At 69.4% G+C, this 14609-nt stretch carries 9 protein-coding genes and 6 pseudogenes; 4 read left to right on the forward strand and 11 right to left on the reverse strand.

Annotation, left to right across the window (positions count from 1 at the left end; translation table 11 throughout):
* Nucleotides 1-1136: 1136 nt before the first annotated feature.
* Together AY578_RS00005 and AY578_RS00010 are read right to left on the reverse strand one after the other, a co-directional pair.
* Nucleotides 1137-1574 (reverse strand): hypothetical protein, encoded by a 438-nt coding sequence (locus AY578_RS00005; protein ID WP_106959495.1) that lies wholly within the window; start codon nucleotides 1572-1574, stop codon nucleotides 1137-1139.
* Between the two features lie 906 nt (nucleotides 1575-2480).
* On the reverse strand, nucleotides 2481-3083 hold the full coding sequence (locus tag AY578_RS00010) for a TetR/AcrR family transcriptional regulator (protein ID WP_019527728.1): 603 nt from the start codon (nucleotides 3081-3083) through the stop codon (nucleotides 2481-2483).
* Nucleotides 3084-3211: 128 nt separating this feature from the next.
* Between AY578_RS00010 and AY578_RS00015 the strand changes: the two genes are divergently transcribed.
* Nucleotides 3212-4714, forward strand: a complete 1503-nt coding sequence (locus tag AY578_RS00015; protein ID WP_258907150.1) for an FAD-dependent monooxygenase — start codon at nucleotides 3212-3214, stop codon at nucleotides 4712-4714.
* A 1012-nt stretch (nucleotides 4715-5726) separates the two neighbouring features.
* On the opposite strand, the pseudogene AY578_RS33770 reads toward AY578_RS00015, so the two are convergent.
* Both AY578_RS33770 and AY578_RS00025 read right to left on the reverse strand, forming a co-directional pair.
* Nucleotides 5727-6490 (reverse strand): annotated as a pseudogene (locus AY578_RS33770) (transposase); the annotation flags it as partial.
* A gap of 58 nt (nucleotides 6491-6548) precedes the next feature.
* Nucleotides 6549-7148 (reverse strand): annotated as a pseudogene (locus AY578_RS00025) (transposase); the annotation flags it as partial.
* Between the two features lie 160 nt (nucleotides 7149-7308).
* On the opposite strand from AY578_RS00025, the gene AY578_RS00030 reads away from it, so the two are divergent.
* Entirely contained in the window at nucleotides 7309-8529 is a 1221-nt protein-coding gene (locus AY578_RS00030) for an IS256 family transposase (protein ID WP_258901487.1), read from the forward strand.
* 10 nt (nucleotides 8530-8539) lie between these two features.
* Here AY578_RS00030 and AY578_RS00035 read toward each other — a convergent pair.
* The 4 genes and pseudogenes from AY578_RS00035 to AY578_RS33775 all read right to left on the reverse strand — a co-directional run.
* A pseudogene (locus AY578_RS00035) lies at nucleotides 8540-8737 on the reverse strand (IS5/IS1182 family transposase); the annotation flags it as partial.
* Nucleotides 8738-8776: 39 nt separating this feature from the next.
* Nucleotides 8777-9511 carry a hypothetical protein gene (locus AY578_RS00040; RefSeq protein ID WP_210637611.1) on the reverse strand — a complete coding sequence of 245 codons (735 nt, stop codon included), beginning with the start codon at nucleotides 9509-9511 and terminating at the stop codon, nucleotides 8777-8779.
* 148 nt (nucleotides 9512-9659) lie between these two features.
* Nucleotides 9660-10432: pseudogene (locus tag AY578_RS00045) on the reverse strand (transposase family protein).
* 43 nt (nucleotides 10433-10475) lie between these two features.
* A pseudogene (locus tag AY578_RS33775) lies at nucleotides 10476-10761 on the reverse strand (helix-turn-helix domain-containing protein); the annotation flags it as partial.
* Between the two features lie 139 nt (nucleotides 10762-10900).
* Here AY578_RS33775 and AY578_RS00055 point away from each other — a divergent pair.
* Both AY578_RS00055 and AY578_RS00060 read left to right on the forward strand, forming a co-directional pair.
* The gene (locus AY578_RS00055) at nucleotides 10901-11272 is read left to right on the forward strand and encodes a hypothetical protein (protein WP_205526464.1); all 372 of its coding nucleotides are present in this window, start codon (nucleotides 10901-10903) and stop codon (nucleotides 11270-11272) included.
* Between the two features lie 72 nt (nucleotides 11273-11344).
* Nucleotides 11345-12097, forward strand: a pseudogene (locus tag AY578_RS00060) (DEAD/DEAH box helicase); the annotation flags it as partial.
* A 337-nt stretch (nucleotides 12098-12434) separates the two neighbouring features.
* Here the strand turns inward: AY578_RS00060 and AY578_RS00065 are convergent.
* The 3 genes from AY578_RS00065 to AY578_RS00075 all read right to left on the reverse strand — a co-directional run bounded on the left by AY578_RS00065 (nucleotide 12435) and on the right by AY578_RS00075 (nucleotide 14468).
* Nucleotides 12435-12590 (reverse strand): hypothetical protein, encoded by a 156-nt coding sequence (locus tag AY578_RS00065; RefSeq protein ID WP_258901489.1) that lies wholly within the window; start codon nucleotides 12588-12590, stop codon nucleotides 12435-12437.
* 358 nt (nucleotides 12591-12948) lie between these two features.
* Entirely contained in the window at nucleotides 12949-13257 is a 309-nt protein-coding gene (locus AY578_RS00070; protein ID WP_258901490.1) for a calcium-binding protein, read from the reverse strand.
* Nucleotides 13254-14468 (reverse strand): hypothetical protein, encoded by a 1215-nt coding sequence (locus AY578_RS00075; protein WP_258901491.1) that lies wholly within the window; start codon nucleotides 14466-14468, stop codon nucleotides 13254-13256. Before AY578_RS00075 ends, AY578_RS00070 begins: the two co-directional genes overlap by 4 nt.
* Nucleotides 14469-14609 lie beyond the last annotated feature (141 nt).

Here is a 14609-nt window from a genome sequence, read left to right on the forward strand (position 1 = left end):
TTCCCATGAGTGATCGAGCACTTACACCATCAACTCCCGGCCCGGAGGGAGAACCGCCACGTCGCTGAGTCCTCTCTCGCTCTACCAGCGGGTGAAGCGGTGGCGGCCACCGTACGGCCACGGCGACGCGGCCGCCGTCGGTAGAGGCCGCCACGGCCGACGTCGGTAGGTGCCCGGTGAGTGCAGCGTGGGCAGTGCGCCCGCCTGTCGCGCCGCCGGGGGCCGCCTCGTAGCTGATCGACTGGCCCTCGGCGGACACGGACGACACGCGGCACTGGGCGGGGAGGCTGCTGCACGCTGATCTAAGCCCAGGTCGCAAGCTTGCCTTCCGGGCTGCCCTCGCGAGCAGGGCGCGCCGGTCACGTCCGCCGGATCAGATCGACGCTCTTCCCGCCCATCATGTCGACGTTGTCCACCAGGGATCCTTCCGCTGTGCCGGAACAGCGGGCGCCGGCAGCGAAACAGGGCTTCCATTGTGTCGGGACAACGAACGGACGCGGTTGGGGAAGAACCGCGGCCCTCGGCACCGCCGCCGGACCGGGCCGGCCTATCGCCCGAACCGGTGGTCGTGCCGCAGGCGCAGTCTCAGAGCACATCTCGCGTCGTTGGTCTGAGCACGAAGACGATGCTCGCGGCCGTCGTGGCGGCGAGCACACCAGGACCTCTCCAGGACCCGCGCTACTGCCGACCACAGCCTCTGTTACGACCGAGGCGCTTGCCCGCGTCTCCCCACCGAGCTCCTGCTCAGCGAAGTGGGTGGTCATCGGCAAGAAGGTCGCGGTGCGCAGGCCAGCAGACAACGCTCCGGTCGCTTCACCGCCGTGATGCAGGCGATCCGGGTGGGGGCTGGAGTGAGAACGGTTGTGGTGCCCGGCGCACGGGGCCGGGCACCACGCCTGCACGTGCGTGGATCCGTTCAGTCGCCGAGTGCGGCGGTGGGGGTGTCGCCGTTTTGTGCCTGCCGGGAGCGCTCCGCCAGGAGCTCGGTGAAGTCGCGGACGCCGCCTCGGTCGATGTCTCTTTGATGATTTCCGCTGGCAAAGACCCACAGCAGCGTCGTGCCGGCCCGGGTCTGGGTGACAGCTCCGGGGGCGACGCTGTCGTATTTTGAGCCACCCCATCGGGCGTCGCGCTCGTCACCGAGGGGACCGAGGTCGAATTGCTTTCGCCCTCTGCCCCCCCCTCTTGCGGTAGTGGCCGTCCCCCAGCACGTCATAGGCCGCATCGGCGAGCTGCTCGTCGTCGTAGGCGATGACCAGACAGTCGACCCTCGCGGCGGTGCCTTCCTGCTCGAAGGCTGAGGCACTGAAGTAGCGCGAGCCCTCGCAGCCCACTCTCCCCTTCATGAGGCAGGCCCATTGACGCTGCAAGTCGTCCATCTCTGCGGCATTGGGCTTGCCGGCTTCCTTCCACCCGTCCATGGACGCAGCGCCCGGAACCACCTGCCGCACCTGCCCCATCGTGAGCACAGCCGCCCAGGCGCCGCCGCCCTCCTCCTCGCTGCCACCGCCGGCCAACAGGACCGCCGTCGCCGCGATCGCCGTCCACCACCATCGGCGGCTCCTCGTGGTCACGCCACCACCTCCCCCCGGAGTGGTCTTAGCGGGACCAACTCGGGTGGGCCGCCACACCGCGAGGGCGTGGTCCCGGCACAGGTTCCACCCACCGCGGTTCGGCGCTCCGGCGAAGGTGACGGCCCGGGCGTACCTGCCGGCCGGCGGGTGCGGCGCAGCCGGCGGTCCAGGGGCATGTCGCGGCCGAAGACACCACCGTGGATGAGGACTTCGGGCTCGAGCTCGTCGAGCTGCGGGCCGTGCGTGCGCTCTTCGCCCGAGCGGTCAGCCCAGCTTCGCGGACGCCCGCCGGCTGATGCCGGCCGGCCCGGCGCTGGCGCGTCTCAACGCTGCCGCCGGGGAAACAGTGGTGCCGCGGATGGAGCGGCCACCGGACGGCACCCCCCGTGGTCCGCCTGGTGTCCACACAGAGCGGCCCGGCCGTCCGCGGCGTGGCCTGCCTCGCCCGCGCCGCCATCGACTTCCTCAACCGCCCGCACCGCAGCTGGCTGCGAGCCTGCTCCGCGCCCCCGCTGTGTGCTATGTGCCAAACAGCGCGGGCGCAGGAATGGTGCGGGCTGTCCTGCGGGAACCGGGCCCGCGCGGCACGCCACTACCGGCGGCAGCGCCCATCCCAGGACGGACGGGGCCGGCGCCCATCAGGCCGGAGAGCCGCCAGGCCCTGACCGCCCCCGCGCCACGCCTGACCGCCCCCGCGCCGGAACGGATCGCCGCAGGCCGGCCAGGCCGCCGCCGGAACCGGGCGCCGCCAGGCCGGAGAGCCTCCTGGCCGGAGAGCCGCCGAACCGGAAGGCGTTCGAGCGGGGCCGGTCACACCCCTGGGTGCGATGCCGTGACGTAGTCCGAACGGACCGTCACCAAGCCGGGCCGCCGGAGGGCCGTGCCACCGCCGGGCCGGAGGACCGGTCACACCCCGGGGTGCGGCGCGGTGAGGTAGTGCTGCACGGCCGGCGCCAGCCAGGCGGTGATCTCCTCCGGGTGCAGGTCCACGGCGGGCGCGAAGCGCAGGACGTAGCGGGTGAGGGCCAGGCCCAGCAGCTGCGAGGACACCAGCGCGGCGCGCGCCGGGGCCTGTTCGGGGTCGGGGCAGATACGGCGGGCCAGCGGGAGGAGCTGGTCGCTGAAGATGCCGCGCATGCGCTCGGCGCCGGCGTCGTTGGTCACCCCCACCCTCAGCAGCGCGGTGAGCACCTCGTTGTCCTCCCACATCGCCAGGAAGTGCGTCACCAGCGCCCGGCCCGCCTCCTCGCGGGGCAGCGAAGCCGGGTCCGGCAGTTTCAGGTCGATCGCGACGGCCGCCGCGAACAGGCCCTCCTTGTTGCCGTAGTAGCGCATGACCATGGAGGGGTCGATCTTCGCCTGCTGGGCGATGGCGCGGATGGTGGCGCGCTCGTAGCCGTCGGCGGCGAACCGCTCACGGGCCGCCTCCAGGATCGCCCGGCGGGTGGCGTCCGAGCGGCGGGCAGGGGCGGAGCCAGCGGGGGCGGGGGCGGACGTGCTCTCACTCATACCAACGATCGTAGGCCAACAGACGTTGGCCAACAAGTGTTGACCGGGTGGCGACGCCCGCCTATCGTTGCCAACGGATGTTGACCAACGCTTGTTGGCCCACGCTCGTCGTCGACTGGGAGGTCACCATGAACGGCACCAGCACCGGCACGGCCGGCGGCCCCGCCGCCGGCTCCACGCGCCCCGTGATCGTCGTCGGCGCCGGCCCCACCGGCCTCCTCCTCGCCGGCGACCTCGCCGAGGCCGGCGTCCCCGTCACCCTGCTCGAGAAGCGCCCCCACCAGGTCAGCAACCTCTCCCGGGCGTTCGGCGTCCACGCGCGCACCCTGGAGCAGCTCGACGCCCGCGGCCTCGCCGACGACCTCCTCGCCACCGGCGCCACCATCACCCGGCTGCGGCTCTTCCGCCGCCTGACCCTCGACCTGAGCACGCTGCCCTCCCGCTTCCCCTTCCTTCTGATCACCCCCCAGTACGAGGTCGAACGCATCCTGGAGCAGCGCGCCCGCCGGCTCGGCGTCCGCTTTGAGTACGAGAGCGAACTCCTCGCCCTGCGCCAGGACACCCGCGGCGTCACCCTCGACGTCCGCACCGGCGACGGAACGACGGCCACCCACCGGGCCGCCTACGTCGTCGGCACCGACGGCCACAAGAGCGCCGTACGCCGCGCCACCGGCCAGCCCTTCCCCGGCGTCTCCGTCATCACCTCCCTCTTCCTCGCCGACGTCCGCCTCGCCGAGAAGCCCGACAGCGTCCTGACCGTCGACGGGGCCGGTGACGTCTTCGCGATGATCGCCTCCTTCGGCGACGGCTGGTACCGCGTCATGGGCTTCAACCGCCGCAACGAGGTTCCCGACGACCATCCCCTCGACCTCGACGAGGTCAGGGACGTCACCCGCCGCGCTCTGGGCACCGACTACGGCATGCACGACGCCCGCTGGCTCTCCCGCTTCCACAGCGACGAACGCCAAGCCCCCCAATACCGGGTCGGCCGCGTCTTCCTCGCCGGCGACGCCGCCCACATCCACTCCCCCGCCGGCGGACAAGGCATGAACACCGGCCTGCAGGACGCCGCCAACCTCAGCTGGAAACTCGCCGCCGTCCTCAACCACCAGGCCCCCGACGCCCTCCTGGACACCTACCACAGCGAACGCCACCCCGTCGGCAAAGCCGTCCTGCGCAGCAGCGGCGGACTCGTCCGCCTCGCCCGCGCCCACCACCCCGCCCTGCGCGCGCTGCGCGCCGCGGTCACCGCCCTCGTCAACACCGCCCCGCCCGCCCGCGCCAAGGTCCTCGCCCAGATCACCGGCATCGGCCACCGCTACCCCGCCCCCCGCGGCGCCCACCCCCTCACCGGCACCCGCATCCCCGACACCACCCTCAACAGCGGCCGACGCCTCTACGAAACCCTCCGCGGCGGCCACTTCGTCCTCATCACCCCACCCGCCACCCCACTCCCCCACATCCCCGCGGACGACAAGCCGGGCGCCTTCCCCGCCGTCGAACACTGGGCAGACGACCAGCGCACCACCATCCTCGTCCGCCCCGACGGACACGCAGCATGGGCAGCAGACAACCCCGACACCACAGCCATCGAAACCGCCATCACCACACGCTTCACCACCACCGGCTGACCACGAACCCCGCAGGCCCCGCCCGGCACACACCCCAGAAGGAAACGCCGACAGAGCCCCATGCATGCACCCCGGAAATCCTTGCCACCCTCGCAGGCCTACAGCACCCACAAAGCCTCCGCTGACCGAACACCTCCCCAGAGCACGTCATGTGACGCATCGCCCCATCGGCCCCGCAACGCCGTGACGGTCACATGCGGGTGGCCCCCGGTGGGGTACCGGGGGCAGGACGACAGTCCGGGGGGAACATGAGCGCCCGTACGAACCGGGCAACCGTCAGACGCGCGGGCCCGCCCGAAGCACGACGGACGCCGTCTGCACGGTCACGGCCCTCTCCCAGGCGACCCCTGCCACCACCGCACAACCCGCAGCAGCGGCAGCCGGCACCCAGTCAACGGAGCCGGAACCGAGACCATCAGTGTCGCGACCGACGGCACCCAGGCCGACGGCGACTCCCTCAGGGCCCCGATCACCACCGACGGCCGCCACAACGCCTTTGCGTCATCGGCGACACACCTCGTACCCGGCGGCACCGACACGTACAGGCACGCATACATCCGCAACCAGCCCACCCACGCTGCCGGACAAGCCACACACCACCAGACCTACAGCCGGCCCGCGATCAGCGGAAACAGCCATACCTCACCTGGCCACAGCCGTGGACGGACTTCGTCCACATCCGTATCCACGAAGCACGCTCGGGGCGGCAGCCAGTTCACCCACTGCGCGATCATCTGCAGCACACCGCCGTCGCTGAGCGCCGACAGCCGCCACATCACCACCGCCGGCAAAAACAGACCAGGGCCGAAAGCCGTGCCCTACCAGCGGGCCAGCGCCCAAGGGCCCGGCTCCTTCGTCACCACCGCCGACCTCGACCACCACGTCCCGGCCGCACCGTCCACCAGCGAAAACGGCAGCCTCACCGGCCCACCAAAACAGCCGGACGCACGACGTCCACGTGCGGCAGCAGACCGACCTCGGACCCGCCGAGCCCCAGGCGTGCCGCCACCCGCATGCTGCCCTGCTCTTTGTGGGTGGCGTGGTCGGTGCTGTCGAGGGTGAAGTAGCGCAGCGCGGCGAACTGGGCCTCGATGCGGTCGAGCCAGGAGGAGTTCGACGGTGTGTAGGCGATCTCGATCTCGACATTGTTTGCCGCCGCCCAGGCGCCCACCCGTTGGCACTTCTTCGTGGTCAGGCGCGGGGAGAAGTTGCCGCATACGATCGCCATCCGCACGGTCGGAGGGCAGAGCGTGCGCAGGTAACGGCAGAACTCCAGGGACTAGGTGCGCCGCTTGATGAGCTTGATGTGGCCGTAGAGCTTGTCCTTGGCCAGGTCCAGGGCGCCGAACAGGTGTCGCACGCCGCCGTAGCGGTTTAGGTGGCCCGGCGTCTACGGCGGGGTTCACGGCCTTGATCCTTGTGCCTGCCGCCACGTTCGGCCCACTGCCGTCCAGGGAGCGGCATCAGGTTGAGCGGCCCGGACTCGTCCATGCACAAGATGACTTCGGGCTCGCCCTCCCCGGGCATGACCTCGCCGTCGGCGATCGCGCAGAGGTGTTCGACGCGGGCCTTCTGGCCGCATAGTCGGGGTCGCGGGAGGCCTTCCAGGTCTTCAAGCGTTGAAAGGAGACGCCTTCCTCGTGGAGCAGGATGCGCAGGCCCTCGCGGCTGATGTCGTCGACCACCCCCCTCTGCGACCAGGACATCCGCCAGCTTGGACAGACTCCAGGTGGAAAACGGCAGGTCGTGCTCGACTGGTTCGAACTTGGCGATCTTCTAAGCGTTGTCCCGTAAATGATCTACGGCATGCTGGTTGACCAGCGTCGTTCCCCGGTCACCCGGCGAGGGTGAGGTTGTGGAGGCGGGCGATGCCGAGCATGGCGTAGTGGACGCCGTCGCCTTTGAGGCGGCAGTCGCGGAGGATCTTCCAGGTCTTCATGCGGGCGAAGGCGTGCTCGATGCGGGCGCGGACCTTGCGGTGTGAGCGGTTGTGCTCCTCTTTCCAGGCCGGAAGGCCAGCCTGGCCGGGTGCGCGGCGGTGCGGGATGATCAGGCCGGTGCCTCTGTAGCCGCCGTCGGCGATCACCGTGGCGCGGCCGACGGCGGCCTTGGCGCCGGACAGCTCCCACGCCTTGCAGTCGTTGCGGTTGCCGGGCAGCGGCCGGCCGACGGCGACGACGAGCCGAGTGTCGGCGTCGATGACGACCTGGTGGTTGGTGGAGTACCGGTAGTTCTTGGACTGCTCGGCGATGCTGTGGTCGCGGGTGGGGACCAGGGTGCCGTCCACGATCAGGACGGTGTCCGTGCGGAACCGCTTGCGCTGCTGGGGTGCGAGCGCTGGTCCGAGGTGGTCGATGATGCGGTCGGCCGCGGACTTGGACACCCCGAACAGCGGTGCCAGTTGGCGCAGGGTGAGGTTGGTGCGCCAGTAGGCGATGGCGTCCCGCTGTGTGGTGTAGGGGATCTTCGCGGTTGAGTGCGCGGGTTCTGCTCCCTGGGGTGCACCGTCTGCCGGTGTCTGCTCCCTGCTCAACTGGCAGGCCACCGTGCAACTGTCCGGAGTGAACGGGCAGTTCGACCCCAGGGGGTGCACGGTGGCCTTGTCCCAGCATGACCTACTTCGCCTGCTTGAGTCACTACGTTCGGCGGATGGTCTTGAACTGGTCCGGGAGGTGGCCGAGCGGCTGCTGCAGGAACTGATCGAGGCCGAGGCCACCACGAAGATCGGCGCCGAGTGGGGCGAACACACCGACACCCGCACCACCTGGCGCAACGGGCACCGGGAGAAGACGGTAACCACGCAGGCCGGTGACCTGGAACTCGCCATCCCGAAACTGCGGACCGGCAGTTTCTTCCCCAGCCTCCTGGAGCGCCGGCGGCGCATCGACCAGGCCCTCTACGCGGTCATCATGGAGGCATACGTCCACGGCGTCTCCACCCGCTCGGTCGACGACCTGGTCAAAGCCCTCGGCTCCGACACCGGGATATCCAAGAGCGAGGTGTCCCGGATCTGCGCGGACCTGGACGAACAGCTGGCCGCCTTCCGCACCCGGCCGCTGGACCACATCCGGTTCCCCTACCTGTTCCTCGACGCCACCTACGTCAAGGCCCGCGTCGACCACCGCATCGTCTCCCAGGCCGTCGTCATCGCCACCGGAGTCACCCAGGACGGCGGCCGCGAAGTCGTCGGCGTCATGGTCGGCGACAGCGAGACCGAAGCCTTCTGGAGCCAGTTCCTGCGCCACCTGCGCGAACGCGGCCTGAGCGGAGTCCGCCTGGTCATCTCCGACAGCCACAGCGGCCTGGTCAAAGCGATCCGCAAGGTCATGCTCGGCGCCGCCTGGCAGCGCTGCCGGGTCCACTTCGTCCGTAACGTCTTCGCCGTGATCCCGAAAGGCTCGGCGGAGATGGTCGCAGCGACGATCCGCACGGTCTTCGCCCAGCCCACCGCGGACGCGGTCCGCACCCATCTCGACACCGTCGCCGACATGCTCGGCCGACAGTTCCCGAAGGCCAGAGAGATACTGCTGGAGGCCAAGGAGGACCTGACCGCCTTCGCGGACTTCCCCCACCAGCACTGGAAGAAGATCCAGTCCACGAACCCGCTCGAGCGGCTGAACCGGGAAATCAAACACCGCACCGACGTCGTCCAGGTCTTCCCGAACCCACCCGCAGTCCTCCGCCTGGCCACCGCAGTCCTCGCCGAACTCCACGACGAATGGATCGCCTTCCCCCGCCGCTACCTCTCCAACGAAAGCATGGACGCCCTCTACCCCGACGACACAGTCGTCCTGCCCGCCACATCAAACGACTGATCGCCTACACCACGACAAGGGACATGACCCAGTAGGCGGCGACCAGCAGCACCCGGTCCTCCAGCGGCAGGCCCCACGGCCGGCCCCTGCGGGCCGGGTCGGCGCCCTCGCGCCGGAGCGCGGTGATCAGCTTGCCGAATTGCCTTGGGCTCGACCCGCTGAACAGGGGTATCCACGCGGGATCCGAAGCCGTGATGACGCCAGCCATCTCAAGATCATCGCAAGTGGCCGGGGCGTCTCTCCCTGTTCAGTACGTTTCAAGGGCCGGTGGAAGGTTCGCGGTCGTGTGCGCTTCCGCAATGTTGAACACACTGGCGCAAGCCGGACACTCTGCCCGGCCAAAGACGTATCTGATCCCCTCGGCGAGCCGCTGCTGCCCGTCCCGGCCGGCTGTGGCGTGCATCCATCGGCCCGGGTCGCGAAGCTCCTCGGCCGGGGCGGGCCGCAGCGACCGCCGCTCTATGTCGCCCTGATCCCAGTCTCGAATGGCCGCGTAGCAGCCGTAGTCGCCGACGGCGATGGTCACCTCCGCTTCGCAGTCGGGGCAGGACACGGCATAGAAGTCATCGGCGAAGTCCCCCAAGGAGGCGCTCCAGTGGTACTGCCCTGCAAGGGCAAGCAGATCACCGAAAAGCCGGTTGTAGTCGGCCGGACGCGTCCGAAGCCTCTGGTCCACGAGTTCCCGCAACCGGTCGACCTCGTTCGGACAGCCCGCGAGCAGAGCTTCACCGTCAGGGTGCCGCAACGTGCCACGCACGATGGCACTGGCCAATTCGAGTGCCTGGGTACACGCGGGAGCTAGAGCCGCCAAGCGCGGGAGAGCTGCGAAGCTCGCCGCGGAGACCGTCTCACCATGGAGGCAGAGACGGTCCCACAGCTCGTCCCACGCCTCCGGAACTTCCTCTCGCTCCACCTGATCCAGGAGCAGTGGCACTCGCCCAACCGCCCCGTGAGCATCGACCACCTGCGTCCAGTCCGTCACGAAAGCATTCAACTGTTCCCACAGCCTCGCTGCCAACCTGCAGGATGACCGGGCCACGAGCTCTCGAGCGATTGCGGGACAGCCCTTAAAGGGTGTTGCACAAGACTGTGTTTGGGCAGGCCAGGGCCGGGTGGAGACGGTCCTCTGGTCATGATGCGAGGGCGAGGTTGTGCATGTGGGCAACGGCCTGGACGGCGTGGTTGAGGCCGTCGCCGTATTGCCGGCAGTCGCGGAGGATCTTGTAGTTCTTCATCCGGCCGATCACATGCTCCACCCTTGCACGCACCTTGCGGTGCGCCGCGTTGTCGTCTTCCTCGCCCGGCAGCAGCTCGCGTCGGGGGCGTTTGCGGTGCGGGGTGACCATGCCGCAGTTGAGGTAGGCGCCGTCCTGCCAGGACGGTCACGTCCTGGCAGTGCCCGGCCAGGCCGGAGGCACGCCAGGCGTGCGCGTCCGCGGTGGTGCCAGGCACCGGTCGGGCCGCGGCGATCACCAGGCGGGTGTCGGCGTCCACGATGACCTGCACGTTTGCCGAGAAACCGGTAGTTGCGTGACGAGGAGCCGACCTTCCGGTCGCGGACCGGGATGAGGGTGCCGTCCACGATCCACAACCGGTCGGCCGCATCGCCTGGTCGGGAGACGGGCTCCAGTGCGAGCAGCGGACCGAGCCGCTGGATCACCCGGCACACCGTCGAGGACGAGATCCCGAACAGCGGCCCGAGCTGCCGCATGGTCAGATTCGTGCGGTAGTACACGGCCACCACCAAGACCCGTTCGGCCAGCGGAAGACACCACGGTCGGCCCCGCAGAGTCCCGTTGCCACCGCGGTCACGGACCGCCTTCAGCAGCCGCTCGAACTGCTCCAACCGCAGCCCCGTGAACGTCTCCACCCACACGCGTTCAGCCCTCAACACCCCAGCCATACACCGGAGATGCCCAGTTCACAGTCTTGTGCAACACCCTTTAGATCTCGAGGCGCTCGGGCAGGGTGAACGTCTTCGGCCGACCGCCCTTGCATTTCGGGTAGAGCGAGTCGAAGCCGTCTGCGTTGAAGTTGTGGATCACATCGCGAACCCGGTCGGAGCTGGTGAAGGTCACCTCGGCGATCTTCGCCACCGGCATGCCCTGCGCGGACAGCAGTACCATCTGGGCCCGCCGCCAGGTCACCACCGATCCAGTGCCCCCGCGGATGATCCTGCAGCCGCCGGCCCTCGGCATCGTCGATCTCCCGGGCCTGTACGCGTATCGCCATCAGCGCAGAGTGGCCGCCCCCTGCGACCCGGTACAGCACCCGGACGGCGCGTCACATCACAACAGGCCAAACGTTCGCTGTTACGACACGCGGCCGCTCTGTCGGAACCGTGCACCACGCCGCCGCGTCTATCACGGGCATGGGCGAGCAAACCGCGGAACGGGCCACGGGTATGAACCCGAAGACCGAGGGCGGTGCCGGATGCCTACTCGCCGGCCTCGGTGCGACAGCCGCGCCGCTCGTCTGGGCACCGCGCGCCGCGGTCAGTATCGACGGAGGGTTCGAGGGCCATGCCCGCGATCTGAGCGTACTCTTCATCGATCTGCCGCTCATCGTGCTCGGCGGCGCACTGGTTCCGCTCATCGCCTGGGCGTTGACCACCAGATGGATACACCGCCCCTGGCTCGCGGCACTCGTAGCCTTGGCCACGCTCGCGCTCGCGGTGTGGGGGCTCACCGAGTGGTGGACCCCCCACCGACAGCCAAACCCCGGCTACGGACCCGGGATCTAACCAGGCGTCCACACATCGCAGCACGACGAGCAACCCCAGGACCACAACCGCGCCCTCGTCTACCACTCACACGACACGCCCGGGGAACTGCTGGCCGCGCTCGGCAAGCAGGGTGTGACCGCGCCGTTCCCAATCCAGGCCGCGATCCTGCCGAACTCCCTCGCCGGCCGCGACGTCCTCGGCCGGGGCCGCACCGGTTCCGGCAAGACCCTCGCCTTCGGGCTGGCCCTGCTCGCCCGCACCGCCGGGCGGCGCGCCGAGCCCAGGCAACCGCTGGGGCTGATCCTCGTACCGACGCGTGAACTGGCGCAGCAGGTCACCGATGCGCTCACGTCGTACGCCCGCTCCGTGAAGCTGCGTCTGGCCACCGTCGTGGGCGGGATGTCGATCGGCAGACAGGCGAACGCGCTGCGCGGTGATGCCGAGGTCGTCGTCGCCACCCCGGGACGCCTCAGGGACCTCGTCGACCGTGGCGACTGCCGGCGGACCCAGGTCTCCGTCACCGTCCTCGACGAGGCCGACCCGATGGCCGACTTGGGCTTCATGCCGCAGGTCACCGCCCTTCTCGACCAGGTCCGCCCCGAAGGCCAGCGCATGCTGTTCTCCGCCACCCTCGACCGCACCGTCGACCTGCTCGTACGCCGCTACCTGACCGACCCCGTCGTGCACTCCGTCGACCCGTCGGCCGGCGCCGTCACGGCGATGGAACACCACGTACTCCATGTCCACGGCGCCGACAAGCATGCCGCCACCACCGAGATCGCCGCCCGCGACGGCCGCGTGATCATGTTCCTGGACACCAAGCACGCCGTGGACCGGCTGACGCACAGCCACGCAGCCTCGGCTTGACCGGCTCCACCAGGTCCGCCGCCCACCCGGCAAGGTCGGCAACAGGACGAGAGTCATCCCCGACATCGCCACGGTGTGATCCGCCGGAGAGACCGGCTACAGCCTCCCCCTCCACAACTCCGGCGCGCGGCCTCTTCCACGCTGAGTGGCCTCGACCTCGTCGCAGAGACCGCTACCGCGCCTAACGCTCCAGGCAATTGACGCGTACAGGTGGCGCCATGCATCAGTGTGGGGTTCGTACGGCTGGTTCCGGTCATGGTCAACGCTCAGGAAAGCACTGGAGAATGATACGGGTTACCTGCGTTCGTACAGGTCAATCTTCCGGCATCTCGGCCCACACACGGGCGGCCATTGCCTCGGCCTCGTCCTGCGGTGTTCCCGCCCGCACCAAAATGATCCCGCGAGACTTGTCCGGGAACGTGACCTCCCGCATTGCCATACCCAACGGCCCCGTCGGATCGTCCGACATGGCACCTCCCAATCGGCAGCTGCCGCCCACGCTAAAGGGATGTCGCCCAGAAGACGAGGACCCTCACCCAGACGGAGGACAGCCCCCGGTCGCGAACAGCATGGAATCACCTACCACCTGACGGACACCCAGCAGCACGGTCCCGGCATGGGACGCCCCGCTGGAAAACTCATGAAGATCTTGGTGAGGGGCTGTCCGGCCGTGAGGTTCCGTCCACTGAGTGCGGCCACCGCGCCGTCGTTGCACATGGCGTGGCCCGGCCAGGTGGGACGCGCCGCCGGAGCTCGACGCGTAGCGCGGCATCCTGATCTGATGGCAGCCGACAGCACCGAGCGGTCAGGCCCGGCGCGCAGGCAGCTCAGGATGCCCAGTGCCTGTATGCCTCCACCCAGGCCCATCCCTCGGGCGCGGGTTCGGGCAGCGGTAGGTCGAGGATGCCGATCACCTGAGCGTGCCGGCCCTGTCTGCACCAGGCGGCAATGGGGCTGCCGGGCCGGTCCTGGAGGGCGGTGACGGTCACGGGGATGCCGAGCACGACGGTGGTGAACGGCAGGGCCAGGCGGTCCTCGATGACCGTCTGGAAGGCGGCGAGCTGTTCGTGCTCGTCGTAGGCGTCGACGATCGCCTCTTCGACCATGGCGTCGAGTTCGCCGGTGGACAGCTTCATCGCCTCTTCTTCCCTTGCGTACGTAGGAGTTCCGCGAGGCGGGCGCCGACCGGGGTGATGCTGGGCAAGGGCTCGTTGGCGAAGTGCTTCGCCTTGCGGCGGCGCAGCAGCTCCTCCCCATCGCGCTCCCAGGCGAAGGTGGGCTTGCGCAGGAGTTCGCGGAAGACGGCGTCGGCGTTGTCGGGATGCCGCTGGACCAGTCGGCGGATGACCATCGGAGCGACGGAGTCGTCGTTCAGGTAGTGCCTGAGCCGGCTCAGGCAGGTGCGGTCACGGGCCAGGGCGGGATCTGTGAACAGCGCATCAAGGTGGCCGAAGTCGGCGTAGTAGCACAGGCCTTCGGTCTCGTCGAAGATCACGGCGACGGTGTCCGCGTCGCGGAGTTCTTCGGGCAGACTGCTGAGCCCGTCGAGAGAGGGCGTGGGGTTGATCGCCTTGGCGGCGGTTTCGTCGTCGAGTCCGGCCAGCGCCTTGTCCTGCCGGTATCGGTGGTACTCCCGCATCCGTTCGGGCGCCTCGCCGGCATCCAGGACGAGCAGGTCGGTGCCGAACACCTCGATGAAGTCGGCGCGGGCTTCGGCCTGCATCTCCCACGCCTTGCCCAGCATCTGGGGATTGCGGCGCAGCAGCTGCGGATGGGCGGTGAGCGTCTGGACGGCGAGCTGGGCCAGCTGCGGTCCGTCGCCGCGTGGGTAGGTGGTGAGGTTGCCGCTGACCAGCCAGGCGTTGGTGTCGGGGTGGACGGGCACGATCCGACCGGCCACGAACATCCCTGTGCGCAGTTTGCCAAGGGCGCGCCGTCCCAGGTTGGAGTGGACCTGGTAGTCGAGGTCGTCGAGCAGGTTGTGCAGGACGACGGCATCCCCGTGAGAGCCCTGTACTTCGAAGACTGCCTCCACCACGTCGCGCCAGCCGAGCAGCATCGCCCGCTCGTCCTCGTCCAGCGGAGGCCGCCGCTGAGCGACAAACCGCTCCAGAACGCTCGAGCCGTCCGCCAGCCGGTGCTGCAGCACGAAGTGGTCGATGGTCTGGACGGCCATCGCCTCATCCAGGAAGCCGAGCTGGTCCGCTGCCTCCTCGAGCCGGGCGTCCAACCGCCGGGCGAAGCGCGGAGTATGCGCGAAGGCCACCAGTTCGCTCTTGAGGTCCCCGCTGCGTGCCACCAGCCGGGCGATGCGGGGCAGCACCCTGGGGGAATCACCGTGTTCCACTACTGCTTCTTCCTGCCTGCTCTTGCTGTGGGGTGGTTGTCGCGAGCCGCCCCCCCTGGGGGGGGATGGCGTGGTCCGTGCCTGGACACCGCGGCGACGACGGGAGCGATCCACGGCGTGGGGACGCCGCGTTCGGTGAGC

The organism is Streptomyces thermocarboxydus (assembly GCF_024760485.1).
In the GTDB taxonomy this organism is placed as follows: domain Bacteria; phylum Actinomycetota; class Actinomycetes; order Streptomycetales; family Streptomycetaceae; genus Streptomyces; species Streptomyces cellulosae.